This window comes from Ruegeria sp. BHSA118, assembly GCF_059613405.1.
Genome location: NZ_JBXWSM010000003.1, coordinates 19,229 through 40,878, shown reverse-complemented (window position 1 = coordinate 40,878; position 21,650 = coordinate 19,229). Strand labels below are relative to the sequence as shown.

Genomic DNA, 21,650 nt, shown 5'->3' with positions numbered 1-21,650 from the left:
GCAGTCCGGATTGAAAAAACCGGCGCAAAACCGTCATTCTGCAACGAAATACGCCTTTCGCAGACACTAAGGCCGGGCTACAACCGCGAATACCACCCGAAAAGACGCCACGTTCACAGACAACGCGACGCCCCCCCGAACGGCAAGAGGCTTTTCACCGTGCTGCTGTTTGCTTCTGCGAAGCCTCCAATGCCTGCTGGATGTCAGCCAGCAGGTCTCCGGCGTCTTCCAGGCCGACGGAAAAACGGATCAGGCCCGGCGTAATGCCCAGCTCGTCCTTCTGCGCATCGCTCAGACGCTGGTGCGTTGTGGTCGCCGGGTGCGTCGCGATCGACTTGGCATCGCCCAGATTGTTCGAGATCACAGGAATGGTCAGCGCATTCAGGAAAGCAAAAGCCGCGTCCTTGCCGCCCTTGATATCCAGGGACAACACGGTTCCACCCTTTCCACCAAGTTGCGATTGAACCAGAGCATTTTGCGCGTGGGTCTTCAAACCCGGGTAAAGGGTGCGCACCAGCGCGGGATGCCCTTCCAGCACCTCGGCGATCCTTTGTGCGCTGTCGGCCTGCGCATTGACGCGCAGCGCCATGGTTTCCAGACCTTTGAGCATGACCCAAGCATTGAACGGGCTGAGCGCACCGCCGGTATGCTTCAGAAACGGCTCAACGGTTCCACGGATGAACTCCCTGGTGCCGATGATGACACCGCCCAGCGCACGGCCCTGTCCATCAATGTGCTTGGTCGCCGAATAAACGACCACATCCGCGCCCTGTTCTATCGCGCGCGAAAAGACGGGTGTCGAAAACACGTTGTCCACCACCACAATCGCCCCGACGGCATGGGCCAACTTGGACACGGATGCGATGTCGATCACTTCAAGAGTCGGGTTCGACATCGATTCGAAGAAGACCGCCTTGGTGTCCGGGCGGATCGCTGCCTGCCATTGCTCCAGATCGGTGCCGTCCACAAAGGTCACCTCGACGCCAAAACGGGTCAGGATGTTCTCGAGAATGTACAGGCAGGACCCGAACAGTGCCTTTGCTGAAACAACATGGTCCCCGGCCTTCAGCATCGAGGTCAGCGCACCGTTCACCGCTGCCATGCCCGAAGCCGTCGCAAACGCATCCTCGCCACCTTCAAGGGCCGCGATGCGCTGTTCGAACATCGAGACCGTCGGATTGCCATAACGGGCATAGATGAACTCATCAGGGCCGCATTCCAGAAACCGGGCTTCGGCCTGTTCGGCAGTTTCGTACACAAAGCCCTGCGTCAGGAAAATCGCCTCGCTCACCTCGTTGTACTGACTGCGGCGGACACCGCCATGGATGGCTTGGGTGCGTTTGTTCCAGTTCTCGCTCATCTCATTCCCTTTCAGCCTCTGGCGGAGGCAAACAAAAAACCCCAGACGCGGCCAAGCGAAAGGGGTCTTTCATCCTGACCTTTTAGCGGTGTTGTTTAGCGTGGCCCGCAATCCGGTAACAAATCGCCACGAAGCTCTGGGATGGCAATACGCCTCGGGCGGTTCGCGGTCAAGCCCGGCCTGCGCGTCGGTCACGCTTTCGTAAGCGGTACTTGCCGAACCGGCAGAAACCCGCATGATCCCTTCAACATCAGGAGAACACATGGCTGACCCGATTGATCTGTATTTCTGGCCGACACCGAATGGCTGGAAAATATCCATCGCCCTGGAAGAGGTGGGGCTGCCCTACACCACGCATCTGGTCAATATCGGAAAGGGTGATCAGTTCGACCCGCAGTTCCTGAAGATCGCCCCGAACAACCGGATGCCCGCGATCGTGGACCCTGACGGACCGGATGGTGCCCCGATCTCGGTTTTTGAAAGCGGCGCAATTCTGATGTATCTGGCCCGCAAGACCGGGCAGTTCTATGGTAAGACCGAGCGTGATCGTATCGCCGTCGAAGAATGGCTGATGTGGCAGATGGGCGGCGTTGGCCCGATGGCCGGTCAGGCGCACCACTTTCTGAAATACGCCCCGCAACTGAACCCGCCACAGGACCTGCCTTATGCCAAAGATCGTTACCGGGCCGAGGTCGGTCGTTTGTACGGGGTTCTCGACAGACGGCTGGCCGAAAACGAATACGTTGCCGGAGATTTCTATTCGATTGCGGACATGTCGATCTGGGGTTGGGCCAGCCTGTGGGAAGGGCAGCAGCAAGTGCTGGAGGACAAACCCCACTTTGCGCGCTGGCTGAAAACCGTCGGCGCCCGCCCCAGTGTTCAGGCCGGGCGCGCTCTGCACGCAGAGCTACGAGGAGACAATCGCGACAAGCAGGCGCAGGAGGTCTTGTTCAAACGATGACTGCGTTGAAATCCCGTTTGGATTGACGCGGATCATCAGCCCCGGCTGCCTTGGCCACGGCAGGTTCGGTTAGCAAAACTTGAATTCGGGTTCCGCCTGGAAAGGCATCGGGGTGTTCCTCCAAGCTCCACTGCGCAGCGCGGCAGGATTTCTGTGGTCGACGCGCATCCGGGGTGTCAGGACAAAAGCCGCTTGCTTCTTCACATCTGCTTCCTGCACCAAGCGCGTCAACTCTTTGCGCTTTAGATGCTGCAATTCCGAGAGATATTTTTGGGTATTCCCAAGGTGTCTGCGCTCGAAAGAGTGGGCACTCAATGCCTCCTCGATCATTCTGGCGGTATGCACGTATCCTTTTGAACGCGTATGCTCCAACAGCTCGCCAAGGCGACCGGCAATCTGGCTTTCATCCAGCTGGACGGTTTTTTCGAACGATCCATTTCGTGTTACTTCGGGCATCTGAACTGACTCTGAGAAGATGTTGAGTAGCGTGCCGTCGCGCCTGCGTTCAGACACAGGCCGACGCATAGAGATGCCCGCACTACTAACACTGCATCAAAGAGTCGACCGGCCAATGCCGAATTGGCGGAAATGTGCCTTTGACCCAGCGTGATATGCGGAAACTTACCGACATTCATCGGCGCACAGGTCTTGCTGGGCGCAAGGCGGCAATGCAGCCGCTCGCTATTGTCCGTCACGGCAGGCCGCACCTGCGCCCTGCACCAGCACGTCCAGCATCCCCGAAATATCTTCGATTTCTTCCGCAATCACATGGGTCACTGAATGCGCCCGCTGCATCCGGCCCGTCACCTTCAGCAACCGCCCCGCTATCACCGCACGGCGGAACCGTTCGTAGATTTTGCGCCAGACCACCACATTCACGATCCCGGTCTCATCTTCAAGCGTCAGAAAGATCACGCCCTTGGCCGTCCCCGGCCTCTGCCGCAGGATCACAAGCCCGGCCACAGCCACGCGCGCGCCCTCGGGCGGGGAATCCAGTTGGTCGGAAGGCAGACAGGACGGCGGGCGCGGCCAATCCCGGTTTGAAACCACAGGGCGAATGGGTGTAACAAGCATAAGAACAAAAATAGAACAAACGCCAAGAAAGTCCAGACACGGCGCGCTGAGTCGCAAATGAGGCTGGAAAGACCTAAATGCCTTCACTAAGGAAGAAATCGAACATCGCAAAAGGAAGACGCACGCAATGGCAAAGATCACCTATGTCGAGCATGGCGGTACCGAGCACACTGTCGAGGTCGCCAACGGACTGACCGTCATGGAAGGGGCCCGTGACAACAATATTCCCGGCATCGAGGCCGATTGCGGCGGTGCCTGCGCCTGCTCGACCTGCCATGTTTACGTCCACCCCGACTGGGTCGAGAAAATCCCGACCAAGGATGATATGGAAGAGGACATGCTGGATTTCGCCTATGAGCCCGACCCGGCCCGCTCGCGCCTGACCTGCCAGATCAAGGTCACCGATGCGCTGGACGGTCTGGTCGTACAGATGCCTGAAAAGCAGATCTGATGCACAACAATGCGCCGCGCCTGCCCTGCCGTTTTTGGCAACCTCGGGCACGCGGCGCTTTGCTATCTTTCGGACTTTGGCTCACGCTGCAACCGGCTGATGCGGCGGAAACCATCAAAGACGCCCGCTTCACAGAACCAACCACCCGTTACGCCCATGGCGTCTTAGGTGACACGATCGAATATGGCGCGCTGGAATTCACGACCGACACTACGGTCGTAACTGTTCGACTGCCGCAGGATCGCGTGTTCGAAGACATCGCTCCGCGTTTGGCAGACGTCAACTTGGACGGCGCACGCGAAGCAATTGTCGTTGAAACGCAGGACACAACAGGCGCTCAGCTTGCGATCTACAACGCCGCTGGCGAAAAAATCGCGGCCACGCCTCATATCGGTACCCGCTTTCGCTGGCTCGCCCCAATCGGAGCCGCCGACTTGGACGGCGACGGACATGTTGAAGTCGCCTATATCGATCGTCCGCACCTTGCCAAAACACTGCGCATCTGGCGCTTCAAAGATGGCGCCCTGACCGAAACCGCGGCTCTGCCCGGATTGACCAACCACAGAATCGGTGAAGATTTCATTTCCGGCGGCCTGCGCACCTGCGGCGACCGCCCGGAACTGATCGTGGCCAGCGCCGACTGGACGCGGATCGTCAGCGTCTCCTACGACAACGGCTGGATCACATCCGACCGGGGCCCATTCAACGGCCGCAAAAGCCTTGCCCAAGCCCTGAATTGCTGATCCGCCTCTTCATCTGGCCAAAAAATACCCTGAGGGGGGGGAGCGGTTGAAAGGAAATCGTCCTGTGGAAGATTTCGACCGCGAACGCGCACAGCGCCGGGAGGTCGCAAGGCCGAGGGGACAAATCCCCCTGCCCGATCACCCCTCCAAAGCGCGCCAGCCGATATCGCTGCGATAGAACCCTTCGGGCCAATCCACGGCATCAACCATTTCATATGCCCGGTCGCGCGCCTCTTGCAGCGTGTTCCCACGGGCCGTCACGTTCAGCACGCGCCCGCCCGATGCAACCACCTGCCCATCGACACTCTTTGTACCAGCGTGGAACACCATGTTCCGGCTGTCTTCCGGCAGGCCTTCAAGCCCTTTGATCGCAGTGCCTTTCTTGTAAGCACCCGGATAGCCATTGGCCGCCATTACAACCGTGATTGCATGGTCATCCGCCCAATTCACCCGCATCTTAGCCAACCTGCCTTCGGCAGCGGCGTGCATCAGGTCCATCGCCTGCGCGCCCAACCGCATCATCAACACCTGACATTCCGGGTCCCCAAAACGGACGTTATATTCCACAAGGCGTGGCTGGCCGTCCTTGATCATCAGCCCTGCATAGAGAATTCCCTGAAACGGTGTACCCCGGCGCTTCATTTCGGCGATTGTGGGGCGCACGATCTCTTCCATCGCGCGCGCCTCCACCTCTTCGCTCAACACCGGCGCCGGAGAATAGGCACCCATCCCGCCCGTGTTCAGCCCGGTATCGCCCTCGCCAACCCGTTTGTGATCCTGGGCCGTCCCGACTGAGAGAATGTCCTCTCCATCACACAGAACAAACAAAGACGCTTCTTCGCCGTCCATAAACTCTTCGATCACGACCTCGGCCCCCGCGCCACCAAAGGCACCGCCGAACATGTCGTCAATGGCGTCAAGCGCCGTGTCTTCGTCCATGGCCACGATCACGCCCTTGCCGGCGGCCAGACCATCGGCCTTGACCACGATGGGCGCGCCCTGTTCGCGGATATAGGCCTTGGCGGGCTCGGGCGCGGTGAACCGCGCATAAGCGGCGGTGGGCGCATGTGCCGCGTCGCAGATTTCCTTGGTAAAGCTTTTCGAGGCCTCCAGCCGGGCCGCTTCGGCAGACGGTCCGAAAACCAGCACCCCGGCTTCGCGCAGGCGATCCGCCACTCCGGCGGCCAAGGGGGCCTCGGGACCGACAATCACGAAATCAATCGCGTTTTCCTCGGCAAAGCTGACGACGGCCCCGCCGTTTTCGATATCCAGTGCGGCACAATCCGCGATCTGAGCGATCCCGGCATTGCCCGGCGCCACGATCAGACGGTCGCATTTGGGGTTTTGCATCACCGCCCAGGCCAGGCTGTGTTCGCGCCCGCCGCTGCCGAGAATAAGGATGTTCATGGGGTCGTCTCCGATCTGCTTGGCCTCGCCTGCGCGGCGTTCTAAGCTGGGTGAGCAATTGAAACAAGGCGCTGAAATGTCCGACCTGCTTGATGACCCGATTCCGGGCCAAAACACCCCTGAATACACGGTTTCCGAGGTATCGGGCGAGGTGAAGCGCACGCTGGAAGGCGCGTTCGGGCGAATCCGCGTGCGCGGCGAAGTCGGGCGCGTGTTCAAGGCCCGGTCCGGGCACCTGTACTACGACATCAAGGACGACCGTAACGTTTTGGCCTGCACGACATGGAAAGGTCAGGTTTCCAGCCTCTCGGTCGTGCCAGAGGAAGGGCTGGAGGTAGTCGTCACCGGTCGCCTGACCGCTTTTGGCGCACAGTCCAAATACAACCTGAATGTCGATGAAGTTGCCGTTGCCGGTCAGGGCGCACTTATGGCCTTGCTGGAAAAGCGCAAGAAACAGCTTGAGGCCGAAGGTCTGTTTGCGCCCGAGCGCAAGAAGCCCCTGCCGTATCTGCCGCAGATCATCGGCGTCGTGACATCGCCTTCGGGCGCGGTGATCCGTGACATTCTGCACCGGCTTCGGGACAGGTTCCCGCGAAAGGTGCTGATCTGGCCCGTGGCCGTGCAGGGCGCAAACTGCGCCCCCGAGGTTTCCCGCGCCATCGAAGGGTTCAACCAGTTGACACCCGGCGGCGCACTGCCCCGTCCTGACCTGATCATCGTGGCCCGTGGCGGTGGGTCGATCGAAGATCTTTGGGGCTTCAACGAAGAGAGTGTCGCGCGCGCCGCCGCCGCATCGGACATACCGCTGATTTCGGCCGTCGGGCATGAAACCGACACGACCCTGATCGATTTCGTTTCGGACCGCCGCGCGCCTACACCCACAGCTGCGGCAGAGCTGGCCGTGCCGGTCCGCATCGAACTGCTCGCCTGGACCGGCGAGCAAGGCGCCCGCCTGTCGCGCGCGGCAACGGATGCGGTGCAGCGCCGTTCGCAAAGGCTGCGCGATTTGTCCCGCGCCCTACCGCGCCCGGACAGCCTGTTGAACTCCCCCCGGCAACGCCTTGATTTAATTGCAGATCGCCTCACGCCCGCCTTGATACGCGGGGTTCAGACCCGTCGCCTGCAAGTGGTGGAATTGTCTGCTCATCTGCGCCCCTCGACCCTGCGAAGCTTGATATCGACGCGACAGGAGTCGCTGCGCAATCTGTCATCGCGCCTGTCCTTGCGCCCAATCCAAAGGGAAATCGATCAACAACGGCAAAACCTCAATCGTTTGGGCGATCGAATGCACACGGCCCAAACCACGCGACTGGAGCGCCTCAAACAGCAACTCGAAGCGACGGATCGCCTGCGCGAGACCCTGAGCTACAAAGCCACTTTGGACCGCGGATACGCGGTCGTCCGGGCCGAAGGCAATGTGATCACCACCAAGGCTCAGGCCGCAAAACAAACGGCGCTCGAGATCGAATTCGCCGATGGTGTTCTCAGCTCCGGCCCGGCTGCGAAGTCACCTTCAAAGAAACCCAGGCCGGACACCCCGGATCAGGGATCACTGTTCTAAGCCATGCTGACCATCTGGGGCCGAAGAACATCATCCAATGTACAGGCCCTGATGTGGTGTGTCGGTGAGCTGGCGCTGGAGTTTCAGCGCCACGATGCCGGGCACAGGTTCGGCTTGCTGGACACCGATGAGTTTCGCAAGCTGAACCCAAACGGCACAATCCCCGTGATACAGGACGGCCCAAATCCTCCGCTGTGGGAGACGGGGCCGATCCTGCGCTACCTGGCCTCCATGTATGGAGCAGATGATTTCTGGCCACGCGATCCGACCCGGCAAGCCGAAGTGGACAAATGGGCGGAATGGTCCAAGATCAACGTCGCGATGGCCTTCACGGTACCTGTGTTCTGGCGGGTCGTGCGGACCCCGGAGGCAGAGCGCGATCACCAAGCGATCGAAACGGCCGTCACAGCACTCGAGAACACGCTGGCAATCGCCGATGCGCAACTTTCTGAAAACGCTTTCCTATGCGGTTCCTGCCTGACTTTGGCCGATATTCAGTTGGGGCACATACTCTATCGCTACTATGACATCGATATTTCGCGCGCATCACTGCCCAATTTGCGCCGCTATTACGAAGGTTTGACGGACAGGACAGCTTACCAAACCCATGTCATGATCAATTATGATGAGCTGCGCACCAGCTGATCAAACGCCAACGTCCGGCCCGTAACAAACCATTTCTTCCCCAAGATCCTCGGCCTCATACAATTCGGTCGCTTGCGGATTACCTTCGAACTGCGCAATCAAACCGCCACCGGATTGAGTGAAAACCCAACATTGCGGATCCAGCCTGTCTTCGTAGACAAAGCAAATCTGCTCACCCCGCTGATACCATAAACCTTCCTTGCAATTCCCGTCGAGAAAAGACCAGATCACACGACGGTTCGGAAGATACCGCTCCACCCCGTAAACCTGACCCTCGAACCCGTAAAACAGAGTTTTACCCTGCGTATACTTGTCGAACTCCGAGCCAGACAAAGGCGTTTGTGCCGCCACGGAATGTGCGGCAATAGTCGCGAGAATCATCAGGAACCTGAACATGTTTTCATTTTGTCAGAAGCGCTTCGGTCATGCCATTCGCCTGTTGAACCGATGTCATCACATAGCACTTAACTCAACGTAAGCGGTTGATTTCACGCCACGTCCCAGATCAGATTATTCAGAACTGGCGAGGAGATGACATGACAAACCTACTGTTCTGGATCGCCCTTGGCTGTGCCCTTGGTTACCTGCCACTGACCTCTCGGCCCGCCGGATCATTGCGCACTGTGCTGAAAACCGCATCGGTCGCCATATTGGCGGTCATGGCCATCATGGACGGTGGGCCTTGGCTGCTGGTTCTTGCGCTCGCTCTTTGTGCGACAGGCGACGCGCTGCTGTCGCGCGAAACAGATGCCACTTTCATGGCGGGCATCGCCGCTTTTGCCGCCGGGCATCTGGCCTATATCGCTCTGTTCCTGACACTACCGATAAGCTCTGCCGGGCTGATCCTCAGCGCGCCTGCGATTGTATGGTCCTTGATCATTCTGGGCATCATCATGGCCACATTGCTAGCGCCCCGCGCCGGAGACCTGAAGGGGCCCGTTCTGGCCTATATCCCCATCATTCTTGGCATGGGGGTCACGGTGCTGGCACTGCCGGATGCCGGTCCCCTTCGGTGGGCCTTTCCCGCCGCCATGGCGTTCATCGCGTCAGATCTGATCCTCGCAACCGAGAAATTCCTGCTGCCGCCACACCATCCGGCCCTCAAGGTGACGCCCTATCTGGTATGGCCCCTCTACTGGGGTGCTCAGCTTGGCTTTGTCCTTGCGTTTGCGTGACCCTTTGCAACTGCCGCAAATCCGCATTAGGTGAAGGGAACACCTGTGGAGACCAAGTATGGCGTTTTTCTCAAAGCTAAAGGACAAGCTGTTCAAATCTTCATCTCGTCTTGAAGAAGGGCTGGAAGCCATCGTCGAAGATGGTGGCGAGGAAACGGCGGCTCCGGACCCGGTGATCCCCCAGCCGCAGCCCGATCCGCAACCCGTTCCAGAAGTGCCAGAGCCTGCCCCGGCCCCGCAACCGGCTGAACCGCCGGCACCGATCCCGGCTGACCCCACGCCGGTCGCTCCACCGCCGGAAATACCGGAATCCAAAGGAATCCTGAACCGCCTGTTCAATCGAGGCGCCGTCACGGAAATGCGCCGCACCTTGGACGATGACATGCTGGAGCAGCTCGAAGAACTGCTGATCGCCTCGGACATGGGCGTCGACACGGCCTTGCGTGTCACGTCGAACATGGCTGAGGGCCGCTTTGGCCGCAAACTGTCGACCACAGAGATCAAGCAACTTCTGGCACAAGAAATCGCCCGCGTGATGGAGCCTGTGGCCAAACCTCTGCCGATCTACCCGAAACGGCCACAAGTGGTGCTGGTCGTCGGCGTCAACGGCTCGGGCAAGACCACGACAATTGGAAAACTGGCCAGCCAGTTCAAAGAGGCCGGCAAGAAGGTCGTCATCGCCGCCGGCGATACCTTCCGCGCAGCGGCCGTGGAACAGTTGCAGGTCTGGGGTGATCGCGCCGGAGTTCCGGTTCTGACCGCCCCCGAAGGCTCGGACCCTGCCAGCCTCGCCTTTGACGCGCTGACCCGTGCACAGGCAGAGGGCGCTGATCTGCTGATGATAGATACGGCGGGCCGCCTGCAAAACCGCACCGACCTGATGGAGGAACTGGCCAAAATCGTCCGCGTCATCCGCAAGGTTGATGACACTGCTCCGCACAACACCTTGCTCGTACTCGACGCCACCACCGGTCAGAACGCGCTGAGCCAGGTGGAAACGTTCCGCAAACTGGCGGACGTTTCCGGTCTGGTCATGACCAAGCTGGACGGCACGGCCAAGGGCGGTGTTCTTGTTGCCCTGGCGGACAAATTCGGCTTGCCCATCCACGCGATCGGCGTCGGTGAACAGATCGACGACCTTGCCCCTTTCGACCCCGAAGAATTCGCCGCCGCCCTCACCGGTCTCGACAAAGGCTGATCCCAGGCTTCATCTGGCCCCAAATATCCTCGGGGGGTGTGGGGGGCAGACAGCCCCCCACCCTCTCCGCTCCGCAAAAGGTCCGCGTATTTGAGCGACTGGCTGATCTCTCTCGAAGGCACCGAAGCCGGACACCAGTTGGCATTGACGCTGGCTCTGATGGCGGCGTTCCTGCACGCGGTCTTCGGTGCATTGCAAAAAGGCAGGCACGACCCGTGGCTGTCCCGCGGTGCGATCGACGCCTGCTATTGCCTCATGGCCGCCCCCTTCGCCTTTTTCGTGGTGCCCTGGCCCGAACCTCATATGTGGCCGATCTTCGCGCTCGTCTGGCTGATCCACATCGCCTACAAGACCCTGCAAGCCATGGCATATACCAAAGGCTCTTACACCGTCGTCTATCCGGTGGTGCGCGGTACCGGTCCGCTGTTCACCGTCATCGGTGCCTATCTTCTGTTCAGCGAAACATTCTCGGCCGTTCAATGGCTGGGCGTGGCCACCTTGCTGGCCGGGATATTTGGGTTGGCTGCCTACAACTTCAGGTTCCTGGAAACCAACAGGGATACGCTGGGCATCGCGCTGACACTGGCGATCATCACTGGCCTGTTTGTGGCCCTGTACACCACCTATGACGCCTATGGCATTCGCGCCACCGCCGATCCGTTCACCTTTCTGGCCTGGTTCTTCATGATCGACGGCGCGGCCATGCCAATCTACGCATTTCTCAGATGGCGCGCGATGGCACACAGACCTGCGCCTGGCCCGCTGATGTTGCGCGGCCTCGCTGGCGGTATCATCGCCCCTTTGTCCTTCGGGGCGATCATGCTGGCCACACGGCTGGACAAGGTCGGTGAAGCAGCCGTTCTGCGCGAAACCTCAACGGTTTTTGCCGCGCTGATCGGCTGGCTTGTGCTAAAGGAAACCGTTGGCCCAAGACGCATTGCTTTGATGGCATTGATTGCACTTGGCGCCGTAATAGTTGAAATGGGCGGGTAAGCAGCAGGACATACAGATGACAGGCAAAAAAGACATCAACCCGTTTCTGAAACAGTTTCTGGAACTTGGCCCCCCGCTGGCCTTCTTCTTCATCTACCTGCGCCTGCGCGACGACAGTTTTCTGATCGGCAGTATCGAGTATTCCGGCTTCATTGTCGCCACGATTATCTTCGTCCCCCTGATGCTGGGGGCAATGGGTATCCTGTGGTATCTGACCGGCAAACTCAGCCGGATGCAGATCTTCACGGCCTTCATGGTGATTTTCTTCGGCGGCCTCACGGCCTGGTTCAATGACGAGCGGTTTTTCAAGATGAAAACCACACTCGTGTACGGGCTGTTCGCCTTGATCCTCGGCATTGGCCTGATGCAGAAAAAATCCTATCTCGCCTATGTGCTGGATGAGATGCTGCCGATGAAGCACGAAGGTTGGATGATCCTGACACGCCGCCTGTGCGCCTGTTTCGCCGTTCTGGCCGCCGCAAACGAGTTTGTCTGGCGCACCATGTCGACGGATCTGTGGGTCAAGATCGAGACCTTCGGCTTTCCCATCGCTCTGATGGCATTCCTGATGCTTCAGTTCAGCATTCTGCAACGCTATATGGACGATCCCGAGCAGAAATAGCGGCCCCTGCACCCGCCAGACCTGCCAAAACAAACAAAATTCTTGGCTTGAGCGCCGAGCTATGGGAAGTTGTGCCACCACCCACACTCACACCTTGCCCAAGATCGGTGCACACATGACGGCCTTTCCCAACAGCGGCTTCCTTTCCGAAGCCTCCGACGGGCTCAGAGAAATGCTTTCGGCGCAGGCGACCGAAATATCTCTGTCCCAAGGTGAAATACTTTTTGAACAAGGCGACGAGGGCGACTCTCTCTATGCCATTCTGGAAGGCACATTAGAGGTTTCCTTTCTGGCCATGAGCGGCCGCAAACTGACGCTTACCCTGATGCGCCCCGGCGAAGTCTTTGGTGAAATCGCGTTGTTCGACAATGGTCCGCGTACGGCCACCATTGCGGCGGCAGAACAGTCGCGTGTACTGCGTGTGCGCCGCAACGACGTTATGAACCAGATCAGACAACAGCCTGACCTTGCCGTGGATATGATCCGTCTGGCCGGTTTGCGGATGCGATGGATGGGATTGCAATTGAACGAGCAGGTCTTTCTGCCCATGCCCATTCGTCTGGCCCGCAAGCTGCTGCACCTGTCCAGTCTACAGGACGACCCGACGGCGCGCATCACCCTGTCGCAGAGCGAACTGGCCGAATTTGTCGGTGCCACACGCGAGGCTGTATCCAAAACCATCTCGATCTGGAAACGCGACAACATGGTCGAAGCCTCTCGTGGCGGTTTGCTGATCCAGGATTTTGAAGCTCTGCGGGAATTGGCTGATTCAGATCTTATTTGATCCGGTGTGATCTGGTTCACAGACCATCGATTACGCTTTGACCTAACGTGAGTTTGTTACCGTAGGAGGTCAGAGAATCATCCCCGATATCTGTCCACTGACCTCTCCCTGTATCTGAGCCATACGCATTCACTGCGTGTGGCTCATTTTTTGGGCGCATCAGTGATGCCCGGTCCGGCCTGCAGCCCAGAAAAAAGGCCGGGAGGTTGTCCCGGCCTGTTCAATCAGTTCTCAAGGCTCAGCGCCACAAAACGCGGATCGCCGCCCCTGCGCACCAACAGCAGCAGAGATTTGCGACCTGCTTCGCGCGATTCGTCCATACGGGCTTCGAGATCTCCGATGGTTTCCACCTTTTGCTGGCCTGCTTCGGTGATCAGATCACCCGCCCGCATTCCCTTGGCATACGCCTCAGATGCTTCATCGACATCCGTAATCACAAGGCCGTCTGCATCAGCATCCAGCCCCAGATCTGCACGCAGCGTATCGGTCAGGGGGGAAATCGTGAGGCCCAGAATATCCGCATTCTCTTCGATCGGAGCTTCCTGCGGTTCCTCCTCGCCAGTGTCAGCGCGTTCCGCATCTTCCCGACGCCCCAGCGTCACAAGTACGGTCTGCGTCCCGCCGTCGCGGTGCACGATCACCCTGACGGATTTGCCGACTTCTGCTTCACCGACCTGGCGCACCAGACCTCGGGTGTCTTCCACCTCGACGCCGTCAAAGCTGAGGATCACGTCACCCGCCTTCAGCCCGGCTTCCTTGGCGGGACCATCCGGTACATCGCTGATCAGCGCGCCGCCAGGTTTTTCCAGGCCCATGGCCTCGGCCATGTCCTCGGTCACGTCCTGAATGCGGACGCCCAACCAACCCCGGCGGGTCTCGCCATATTTCCGCAGTTGATCCACGACCTTCACGACAACATTCGACGCCATCGAGAATCCGATGCCGATCGAACCGCCGTTGGGCGACAGGATTGCGGTGTTCACACCGATCACTTCGCCTTCCATGTTGAACAGCGGCCCGCCCGAGTTGCCCCGGTTGATCGCCGCGTCCGTTTGAATGTAATCGTCATAGGTTCCGCTCAGCGCTCGGTCGCGGGCTGAAACGATCCCTGCCGATACCGAAAAGCCTTGCCCAAGCGGGTTGCCCATGGCGATGACCCAGTCACCCACGCGCGCCACATCGCTGTTGCCGAACTTCACGTATTTCAGCGGGCCCGAAGCCTCGACCTTGAGCAGCGCGATATCTGTTTTCTCGTCCGTTCCGATAACCTTGGCCACCAGTTCTTTCTTGGGCTGGCCATCGCCGGGGAAGAATTCCACAAGAATTTCATCAGCTTCGGCAATTACATGGTTGTTCGTGACGATAAAGCCGTCCTCCGAGATCACGAACCCCGACCCAAGCGCATTGCTGCGACGTGGCGCGTTGTCGTCATCTCCGCCGTTTCGGTCCTGGAACTCGCGAAAGAAATCTTCGAACGGAGAACCTTCGGGCACGATGCCCTGCGGGCCAGTCCGGCCCTCGATCAGAGTGCTGGTGGTGATGTTCACAACCGCCGGGCTGACTTTCTCGGCCAATGGTGCCAGGCTTTCGCCCCTGGCCTGAGCCATCGCCGATTGCGCCAGCAAAAGCAATGAACCGGCAAATGCCAGCCACATAAGCCGCATCCAAACACTCACTTCGTCCCACCGGACGGATACACTGCGCGCTTTCGCCTGCACTAGAGCTCTCCTTGTCGACATTCACGCCAAGACCGCTTGTTCACGGCCTTTCTTACAAACCAATGTAGTCAGTTTGACCCCACGAGCAACTCGGGATCGCAACGAAATCACCGGCAAGTGAAACCGCAGCGTCAAAATCCCAGAGGTTGCGCGCCCCAAAGCAGGATCAGCCCGCTGATCACACACAGCAATCCGACCAGGCGCCGGGCTTGTTCTGGCAGGTCCCGCAGGGCTTCCAGCATCCGTTCGACAAGCGAAGGGGCCAGCGCATAGGCCAGCCCCTCGACGATCAGAACCAGCCCGAAGGCCAGAAGGATCATGCCCATTACCGACCAGCCTGACCGGTGGGCGATTTGAGATAGTTGAAGAACTCGGAATCCGGGCTCAGCACCATCGAGCTGTTGCCGCCGCCCAGCGCCTTTTCATAGGCGGTCAGCGAGCGGTAGAATTCAAAGAATTCCGGGTCCGCACCATAGGCTTCGGCAAAGATGGCGTTGCGTTCGGCATCGGCCTCACCGCGGATGATCTCGGCCTCGCGGTTGGCATCCGAGACTAGCTCGACCACGGTCCGGTCGGCCTGCGCGCGCACGCGCTGCGCGGCTTCGTTACCACGAGCGCGTTCATCGGTGGCTTCGCGTTCCCTTTCAGCCTTCATCCGGTCAAAGGTCGCCTCAAGGTTCGCTTGCGGCAGGTCGGTGGCCTTCAGACGCACGTCGATCACGTTGACGCCCAGCGCCCGCGCTTCTGCAATCGCGCTGTTGCGGATGCGCAGCATCAGCGCGGCACGGTCTGAACTGAGGATGTCACGTGACGAGACCGAACCCAGCACTTCGCGGGTTTCAGCGCGCAGGATGCGGTCCAGACGGTCTTCGGCCACCGGGATACCACCAACACCAACAGCCTGACGGAATTGTTCCAGATCCGAAATCCGGTAACGCGCGAAGGCATCAACCACCAGACGCCGATCATCCAGAGGCGTAACCTCCAACGGCTGAACGTCGATGGACAGGATCCGGTCATCGTAGCGAACCACTTCCTGAATAAGTGGAATCTTGAAGGCCAGACCCGGCTCTTCCTTGACCGTGACAACCCGGCCAAATTGCAGAACCAACGCCCGTTCGCGTTCATCAACAATAAAGATCGAGGAAAGAACACCAACAATCGCGATGAAAACGATCGGCAGGATAAAGGTCGTTTTACGCATCAGTTGCTCTCCTGACCGGAATTGCGGCGAAGTTCATTCAGCGGCAGGTAGGGTACGACGCCCTGCCCCGATCCGGTCGAGTTCTCGTCCAGAATGATCTTGTCCACGTCACCAAGAACCTGTTCCATCCGCTCCAGATACAGACGCTTACGGGTCACATCAGGCGCTTTCGAATACTCTTCCAGAACCGCGCTGAAACGGCTGGCTTCACCCATGGCGCTGTTGATCTGTTGTGCGCGGTAGGCTTCGGCTTCTTCCAGAACCTGAGCGGCTTCACCGCGTGCCTCAGCTAAAACCCGGTTGGCGTAGGCGTCGGCGACATTTTGCAGCCGGTCACGCTCCTGCGCGGCGGCCTGAACATCGCGGAAGGCGGCGATCACGTCCTGCGGCGGGTCGGCTTTGTCAAAGTTCACGCGGATGATGTTCACACCCGAATCGTAGCTGTCCATCGTCGTCTGGATCAGTTCCTGAAGGCGCTCGGCAATGATGCCGCGATCCCGGTTCAGGATTGGTGCCAGCTCGCTCTGCGCGATAATCTCGCGCATCGCCGATTCCGACACAGCGCGGATCGTCTGACGCGGATCACGCAGATTGAACAGGAACTTGGCCGGGTCGTTAATATTCCAGACGACCTGATAGTCGATATCGACGACGTTTTCGTCGCCGGTCAGCATAAGGCCATCGTCGCTGCCGCGGGCTCCGCCCATATCCTCGGTCTGTTCGCGGGTGACCGGAATCACCTCGGCAGTGACAAACGGCCATGGCGCAAAGTTCAGACCCGGATTGCCAACGGCCGAGAACTCACCCAGAAACAGCTCAACTGACTGTTCTTCAGGTTTAACTGTATAAAAGCTGGCCAGCCCCCACAAAACGGCAGCCGCCACCAGACCAATCGCAACTGTGCCTTTGGTAAAGGCCGGGCCGCCACCGCCCTGACCACCGCTGCCACCACGGCCACCGCCGCCGCGACCGCCCATCAGGACGCGCAGCTGCTCCTGGCCTTTTTTCATCAGCTCATCAATCTCGGGGATTTGCGGGCCTTCGCCTTCGGGGGGCTTGCGCCCGTCCCCGTTGTTACCCCGATTTCCTCCGCCACCGGATGAGCCTCCGCCCCCCCAGGGGCCACCGCTGTTGCCCGCCATATGTATCATTTCCTTCGTTTAGGCCCGTGTGATCACGGACACACTTGTAACTTGTGTGCGCGCGCTTGCAAATCAAGCACAGCGTACAGGTTGCCGCATTGTCACCAGTTCTTCCGCCATAACGGGATGTACTGCAACCGTCCGGTCAAAATCTTCCTTTGTCGCGCCCATCTTTACGGCAATTCCGGCCAGCTGGATCATCTCTCCTGCTCCGGGGGCGACAATATGGCAACCCAGAACCTTGCGGGTGGCCTGGCTGACGATCAGTTTCATCAGAACCCGTTGTGTGCCACCGGCAAACGCCTTTTGCATCGGTTTGAACGAAGTGGCATAAACCTCGATCGGTTCCTGGGCCGAGGCTTCTTCCTCGCTCAGGCCAACTGTGCCGAATTCCGGTTGCGTGAAAATGGCGGTTGGGATCAGCGCGTGATCTACGGGTGTCGGGTTGCCTTTGAAGACGGTTTCCACAAAAGCCATGCCCTCGCGGATGGCCACGGGTGTCAGGTTGACCCGGTCGGTCACATCGCCAATGGCATAGATCGACGGAACGGCGGTCTGGCTGTATTCATCCACGATGATCTCGCCCTTGCGCCCACGTTCAACACCCAGCTCTTCCAACCCGAGATTATCGGCATTCGGTGCCCGGCCGGTGGCGTACATGACCACGTCAAAACGATCCTCGGTGCCGTCCGTCGCCTTGACGCGGATCTGGTCGCCATCTTTGGCCATTTCCAGCACATTGGTGCCCAGCCGTACGTCGATGCCGTTCTGGCGCATCTCTTCGCAGATCAGCCCCCGCGCTTCCTCGTCAAACCCACGCAGGATCTGCGCACCGCGATAGAATTGCGTGGTCTTGACGCCCAGACCGTTCATGATCCCGGCGAATTCGCTGGCGATATAGCCGCCACCAACGATCAGGATGCTTTCGGGCAGCTTGTCCAGATGGAAAATCTCATTCGACGTGATTGCCAGTTCCGAACCCGGGAAGTCAGGCACCACCGGGCGACCGCCTGTTGCAATCAAGATGTGCTTGGCGGTTTTCCGGGTGCCATCGGTCAGCTCGACCGTATGGGCATCCACCAGGCGCGCGCGCTGATCAAAGCTTTCAACGCCGTTGTTTTTCAGGATGTTGCGATAGATTCCTTCCAGCCGATCCAATTCGGATACCAGCTTGCTGTGAAAGGTGTTCCAGTTGAACGCACCGGGTTGAATATCCCAACCATAAGCTAGCGCATCCCCGACCATGCCTGAGTATTCGCTGGCAAAGACCATCAGTTTCTTTGGCACGCAGCCCCGGATCACACAGGTGCCGCCATAGCGGTCTTCTTCAGCCAGCGCGACCTTCGCACCGGCTTCACCCGCCGCCACACGCGCTGCCCGGACCCCGCCCGAGCCTCCGCCGATGACAAAAAGATCATAGTCAAAGCTCATGCCGGGTTCCTTCGTTCAACTTGCAAAATTCCTCTGGATATCTGGGCGCGAAAACCGCGGTGCCAACCCCCGGGCATGGAATTTTCGATCTTTTGCCGACGCTTGTCCGATTGGCTTGCATAAAACTCAGTCCGTTTGGTCGGAAAACAGGTTTTCCCGGGATCCGCTCAACAGCTGATCCAGTTCTAGGGTGCCCGCGTTGATATCCCGCAGTTCGACCCGCCCGTCGCCGTGGCCGATGATAACCTTGTCACAGATGTCGATGAACAGGCCGTTTTCCACCACGCCGGGAACCTGGTTGAGGATCAGGGCCATCTGACGGGGATTGCCGATGCGTTGCAGGTGCAGGTCCAGAATGTGGTTGCCTTCATCCGTCACAAACGGGGCCGCGCCATTCATACGCAGCGCCGACGAGGTTCCAAGTACATCCATCGCATCCAGCGCTTCTTCGATCAGTGTCCGCGTGGTTTGCCAGCCAAATGGAACAACCTCGACCGGCAAGGGGAAAGCACCCAGCGTTTCCACCTCTTTCCCGGCATCTGCGATGACGATCATCTGATCGCTGGCCGTCGCAACGATCTTTTCCTGCAAATGCGCGCCGCCGCCGCCCTTGATCAGGTTCAGGTCAGCGTCGAATTCATCCGCGCCGTCGATGGTCATGTCCAGCCACCCGGCCTGATCCAGAGAAATGACCTCGATCCCGACTTCGCGCGCCAGCTGCGCAGTGCGGGTGGATGTGGGAACGCCCTTGATCCGCAGACCTTCGTCCTGCACCCGTTCGCCCAAACGACGGACCAGCCAGGCCGCAGTGGATCCTGTTCCAAGACCCACGCGCATGCCGCCCTCGACCATCTCGGCGGCACGGTATGCGGCCACGTATTTTGCGGTGTCGATGGGCGACAGTTCTCCGGTCATGGCAGCTTTCCCAGTTTGGCCTGCCGGAGTTATAGGGAATGCGCTACGCGACTGCGACCACAATTTGCGGTTCGGCAAGCGTAATGATGTCTGAAGATTGCGCGTTTCCTATCGGAAACGTCGCAATCATGTCTTACGCCCTCATCTTTGTCATATAGATTGCCCGCATGTTGACCCGATACCGCCTGCACTACGCCCCTGACAACGCCTCGCTGGTGATCCGGCTGGTGTTGGAAGAAATGGGTGTACCCTATGAAACCGTGCTGGTCGATCGCCGTCGAAACGAACAGGACAGCGCAGCGTACAGGGCATTGAACCCCAACAGGCTGATCCCGGTGCTTGAAACTCCGCAAGGGCCGATCTTTGAAACGGCGGCAATCCTGCTGTGGCTGTCCGAGCGCCACGAGCAACTGGCCCCGGCGGCAGACGCCCCCGAACGCGCCGAGTTTTTGAAATGGCTGTTCTTTGCGTCCAACACTCTGCACGCAGATCTGCGCATTCTGTTCTATGCCGAGAAATACATCACCCCGCCACAGGCTGACACGCTGCGTGCAGGCATCAGACCCCGCTTGAGGCAGCACCTGACACTGCTGGACGCGCTGGCAAAACGCTCGCCAGCCTGGTTCTGCGCGGATTGCCCGTCGGTTCTGACCTATTATGTCGCCTGCATGATGCGTTGGATGGCCCTGTACCCGGCAGATGCAGATCGCAGTTGGTATGAACTGGCTGACACCCCGGCCCTGCAAACCATCCTGGCAAAGCTTGAGTCACGCCCAGCCACCCACACGGCCGTTGCAGCCGAAGGTCTGGGCCCCGCACCGTACACCTCTCCTATTTACGCCAACCCCTTAGAAGGCTCAGCTACCTGACATGTTCCTCTCTGTCTTCGATATGTTCAAAGTGGGCATCGGCCCGTCCTCCTCGCACACCATGGGCCCCATGGTGGCGGCGGCACGCTTTCTGGACATGATGCGTGCTTCACCTTTTGAATTTGCGGGTCTGAAGGGCTCGTTGCATGGCTCGCTCGCCTTTACCGGCGTCGGCCATGCGACCGACCGGGCGACCATCCTGGGCTTGGCCGGGTTTGTTCCGGACACCTATGACAACAACAAGGCCGAGGCCGCATTGGCGGACATCACCAAGACGCACACGGTTACCCCCGACGGCCTGCCGACGCTTCAGTTCGATCCTAAAGCAGACCTGATTTTCGACTATGACACCAACCTGCCGGGACACGCCAACGGGATGATCCTGATGGCCACGGACGCGCAGGGGGACGTGATCCTGCGCCAGGTTTTCTATTCCATCGGTGGCGGCTTTGTCCTGACCGAAGAAGAACTGGCCGAGGGCAAGGCAACGGATGAAGGAGCACCGGTGCCGTTCCCGTTCAAATCCGCAGCTGAAATGCTGGAGATGGCCAAGTCCAGCGGCAAAACCATCGCCGAGATGAAGCGCGCCAATGAGATCGCACGCGGCTGCGCCGACAGTTTCGCCAAGGGCTGCGCCCGCCTGTGGGACGTCATGAATGCCTGTATCGAACGCGGTTTGACGACCGACGGCATTCTGCCCGGCGGGCTGAAAGTGCGACGCAGGGCAAAGGGTATCTATGACGCGCTGATGGCCGAACGCGGCATGAACCTGACCGCGCCGCACACGATCAACGACTGGATGAGCGTCTACGCCATGGCCGTCAACGAAGAAAACGCCGCCGGTGGACAAGTCGTAACGGCACCGACCAACGGGGCGGCGGGCGTTCTTCCTGCGGTGCTGCGCTATTACCTGGACCACGTTCCCGGTGCCTCGGAGAACCATATCGAAGACTTCCTTCTGACCGCGGCCGCGATTGGCGGGCTGGTCAAATACAATGCGTCCATCTCGGGTGCCGAAGCGGGGTGTCAGGCCGAGGTCGGCAGCGCATCAGCCATGGCCGCGGCGGGGCTCTGCGCCGTGATGGGTGGTACGCCCGAACAGGTTGAAAACGCCGCCGAGATCGCGTTGGAGCACCATCTGGGCATGACCTGCGATCCCGTCGCCGGGCTGGTTCAGGTGCCCTGTATCGAACGCAACGGGCTGGGGGCCATCAAGGCTGTGTCGGCTGCGTCTTTGTCCCTTCGCGGGGATGGTGAGCATTTCGTGCCGCTGGATGCGGTGATCGAGACGATGCGTCAGACCGGCCATGACATGCACGAAAAATACAAGGAAACCTCGCTTGGTGGATTGGCCGTGAACGTGCCAAACTGCTGAGATCGCAACAAATGGGGGGCGA

The 21,650-nt window shown here is 59.4% G+C and carries 23 protein-coding genes and 1 riboswitch; of the genes, 12 read left to right on the top strand and 11 right to left on the bottom strand.

Annotated features, from left to right (window positions below):
- Positions 1–154: 154 nt before the first annotated feature.
- Positions 155–1,360 carry an O-succinylhomoserine sulfhydrylase gene (gene metZ / locus AC2FNN_RS01715; protein WP_496756169.1) on the bottom strand — a complete coding sequence of 402 codons (1,206 nt, stop codon included), beginning with the start codon at positions 1,358–1,360 and terminating at the stop codon, positions 155–157.
- Between the two features lie 62 nt (positions 1,361–1,422).
- Positions 1,423–1,500: riboswitch (SAM riboswitch) on the bottom strand.
- 122 nt (positions 1,501–1,622) lie between these two features.
- Here metZ and AC2FNN_RS01710 point away from each other — a divergent pair.
- The gene (locus tag AC2FNN_RS01710) at positions 1,623–2,321 is read left to right on the top strand and encodes a glutathione S-transferase N-terminal domain-containing protein (RefSeq protein ID WP_496756168.1); all 699 of its coding nucleotides are present in this window, start codon (positions 1,623–1,625) and stop codon (positions 2,319–2,321) included.
- 69 nt (positions 2,322–2,390) lie between these two features.
- Here the strand turns inward: AC2FNN_RS01710 and AC2FNN_RS01705 are convergent, their stop codons facing one another.
- Positions 2,391–2,846 (bottom strand): hypothetical protein, encoded by a 456-nt coding sequence (locus tag AC2FNN_RS01705; RefSeq protein ID WP_496756166.1) that lies wholly within the window; start codon positions 2,844–2,846, stop codon positions 2,391–2,393.
- Between the two features lie 156 nt (positions 2,847–3,002).
- Positions 3,003–3,395, bottom strand: coding sequence for an OB-fold nucleic acid binding domain-containing protein (locus AC2FNN_RS01700; RefSeq protein WP_496756164.1), 393 nt, complete (start codon positions 3,393–3,395; stop codon positions 3,003–3,005).
- Positions 3,396–3,522: 127 nt separating this feature from the next.
- On the opposite strand from AC2FNN_RS01700, the gene AC2FNN_RS01695 reads away from it, so the two are divergent.
- A complete protein-coding gene (locus AC2FNN_RS01695) occupies positions 3,523–3,846 on the top strand; it encodes a 2Fe-2S iron-sulfur cluster-binding protein (protein ID WP_170748523.1) in 324 nt (107 codons plus the stop codon).
- Positions 3,846–4,589 (top strand): FG-GAP repeat domain-containing protein, encoded by a 744-nt coding sequence (locus AC2FNN_RS01690; RefSeq protein WP_496756162.1) that lies wholly within the window; start codon positions 3,846–3,848, stop codon positions 4,587–4,589. Before AC2FNN_RS01695 ends, AC2FNN_RS01690 begins: the two co-directional genes overlap by 1 nt.
- A 138-nt stretch (positions 4,590–4,727) precedes the next feature.
- Here AC2FNN_RS01690 and purD read toward each other — a convergent pair whose 3' ends face one another.
- On the bottom strand, positions 4,728–5,996 hold the full coding sequence (purD, locus tag AC2FNN_RS01685; protein WP_496756160.1) for a phosphoribosylamine--glycine ligase: 1,269 nt from the start codon (positions 5,994–5,996) through the stop codon (positions 4,728–4,730).
- A gap of 76 nt (positions 5,997–6,072) precedes the next feature.
- Here purD and xseA point away from each other — a divergent pair, with 76 nt between their 5' ends.
- Both xseA and AC2FNN_RS01675 read left to right on the top strand, forming a co-directional pair.
- A complete protein-coding gene (gene xseA, locus AC2FNN_RS01680) occupies positions 6,073–7,557 on the top strand; it encodes an exodeoxyribonuclease VII large subunit (protein ID WP_496756159.1) in 1,485 nt (494 codons plus the stop codon).
- A 3-nt stretch (positions 7,558–7,560) separates the two neighbouring features.
- Positions 7,561–8,202 carry a glutathione S-transferase family protein gene (locus AC2FNN_RS01675; RefSeq protein ID WP_496756157.1) on the top strand — a complete coding sequence of 214 codons (642 nt, stop codon included), beginning with the start codon at positions 7,561–7,563 and terminating at the stop codon, positions 8,200–8,202.
- Here the strand turns inward: AC2FNN_RS01675 and AC2FNN_RS01670 are convergent, their stop codons facing one another.
- Complete coding sequence (locus AC2FNN_RS01670; protein WP_496756156.1) at positions 8,203–8,583, bottom strand: hypothetical protein; 381 nt, start codon at positions 8,581–8,583, stop codon at positions 8,203–8,205.
- Positions 8,584–8,738: 155 nt separating this feature from the next.
- Here AC2FNN_RS01670 and AC2FNN_RS01665 point away from each other — a divergent pair, with 155 nt between their 5' ends.
- The 5 genes from AC2FNN_RS01665 (at position 8,739) to AC2FNN_RS01645 (ending at position 12,974) form a co-directional block, all read left to right on the top strand.
- Positions 8,739–9,377, top strand: a complete 639-nt coding sequence (locus AC2FNN_RS01665; protein ID WP_496756154.1) for a lysoplasmalogenase — start codon at positions 8,739–8,741, stop codon at positions 9,375–9,377.
- Between the two features lie 58 nt (positions 9,378–9,435).
- Complete coding sequence (gene ftsY / locus AC2FNN_RS01660; protein WP_171206878.1) at positions 9,436–10,575, top strand: signal recognition particle-docking protein FtsY; 1,140 nt, start codon at positions 9,436–9,438, stop codon at positions 10,573–10,575.
- Between the two features lie 90 nt (positions 10,576–10,665).
- On the top strand, positions 10,666–11,568 hold the full coding sequence (locus AC2FNN_RS01655) for an EamA family transporter (RefSeq protein WP_496756152.1): 903 nt from the start codon (positions 10,666–10,668) through the stop codon (positions 11,566–11,568).
- A 16-nt stretch (positions 11,569–11,584) separates the two neighbouring features.
- Positions 11,585–12,190 carry an inner membrane-spanning protein YciB gene (locus tag AC2FNN_RS01650; RefSeq protein WP_496756150.1) on the top strand — a complete coding sequence of 202 codons (606 nt, stop codon included), beginning with the start codon at positions 11,585–11,587 and terminating at the stop codon, positions 12,188–12,190.
- Positions 12,191–12,305: 115 nt separating this feature from the next.
- Positions 12,306–12,974 (top strand): Crp/Fnr family transcriptional regulator, encoded by a 669-nt coding sequence (locus AC2FNN_RS01645; protein ID WP_496756148.1) that lies wholly within the window; start codon positions 12,306–12,308, stop codon positions 12,972–12,974.
- Positions 12,975–13,198: 224 nt separating this feature from the next.
- Here AC2FNN_RS01645 and AC2FNN_RS01640 read toward each other — a convergent pair whose 3' ends face one another.
- The 6 genes from AC2FNN_RS01640 to rpiA all read right to left on the bottom strand — a co-directional run bounded on the left by AC2FNN_RS01640 (position 13,199) and on the right by rpiA (position 19,384).
- The gene (locus AC2FNN_RS01640) at positions 13,199–14,713 is read right to left on the bottom strand and encodes a Do family serine endopeptidase (protein WP_496756146.1); all 1,515 of its coding nucleotides are present in this window, start codon (positions 14,711–14,713) and stop codon (positions 13,199–13,201) included.
- A gap of 110 nt (positions 14,714–14,823) precedes the next feature.
- Positions 14,824–15,018 (bottom strand): DUF2065 domain-containing protein, encoded by a 195-nt coding sequence (locus AC2FNN_RS01635; protein ID WP_496756144.1) that lies wholly within the window; start codon positions 15,016–15,018, stop codon positions 14,824–14,826.
- On the bottom strand, positions 15,018–15,896 hold the full coding sequence (gene hflC, locus AC2FNN_RS01630; protein WP_496756142.1) for a protease modulator HflC: 879 nt from the start codon (positions 15,894–15,896) through the stop codon (positions 15,018–15,020). Before hflC ends, AC2FNN_RS01635 begins: the two co-directional genes overlap by 1 nt.
- Positions 15,896–17,038 carry an FtsH protease activity modulator HflK gene (gene hflK / locus AC2FNN_RS01625; protein ID WP_171723501.1) on the bottom strand — a complete coding sequence of 381 codons (1,143 nt, stop codon included), beginning with the start codon at positions 17,036–17,038 and terminating at the stop codon, positions 15,896–15,898. Before hflK ends, hflC begins: the two co-directional genes overlap by 1 nt.
- A gap of 72 nt (positions 17,039–17,110) precedes the next feature.
- Positions 17,111–18,469, bottom strand: coding sequence for a glutathione-disulfide reductase (gor, locus tag AC2FNN_RS01620; RefSeq protein ID WP_496756140.1), 1,359 nt, complete (start codon positions 18,467–18,469; stop codon positions 17,111–17,113).
- Positions 18,470–18,595: 126 nt separating this feature from the next.
- Positions 18,596–19,384 (bottom strand): ribose-5-phosphate isomerase RpiA, encoded by a 789-nt coding sequence (gene rpiA, locus AC2FNN_RS01615; protein WP_496756138.1) that lies wholly within the window; start codon positions 19,382–19,384, stop codon positions 18,596–18,598.
- Between the two features lie 167 nt (positions 19,385–19,551).
- Between rpiA and AC2FNN_RS01610 the strand changes: the two genes are divergently transcribed.
- On the top strand, positions 19,552–20,253 hold the full coding sequence (locus AC2FNN_RS01610) for a glutathione S-transferase family protein (RefSeq protein ID WP_496756137.1): 702 nt from the start codon (positions 19,552–19,554) through the stop codon (positions 20,251–20,253).
- Position 20,254: 1 nt separating this feature from the next.
- Positions 20,255–21,628 carry an L-serine ammonia-lyase gene (locus AC2FNN_RS01605; RefSeq protein WP_496756135.1) on the top strand — a complete coding sequence of 458 codons (1,374 nt, stop codon included), beginning with the start codon at positions 20,255–20,257 and terminating at the stop codon, positions 21,626–21,628.
- Positions 21,629–21,650: the final 22 nt, after the last annotated feature.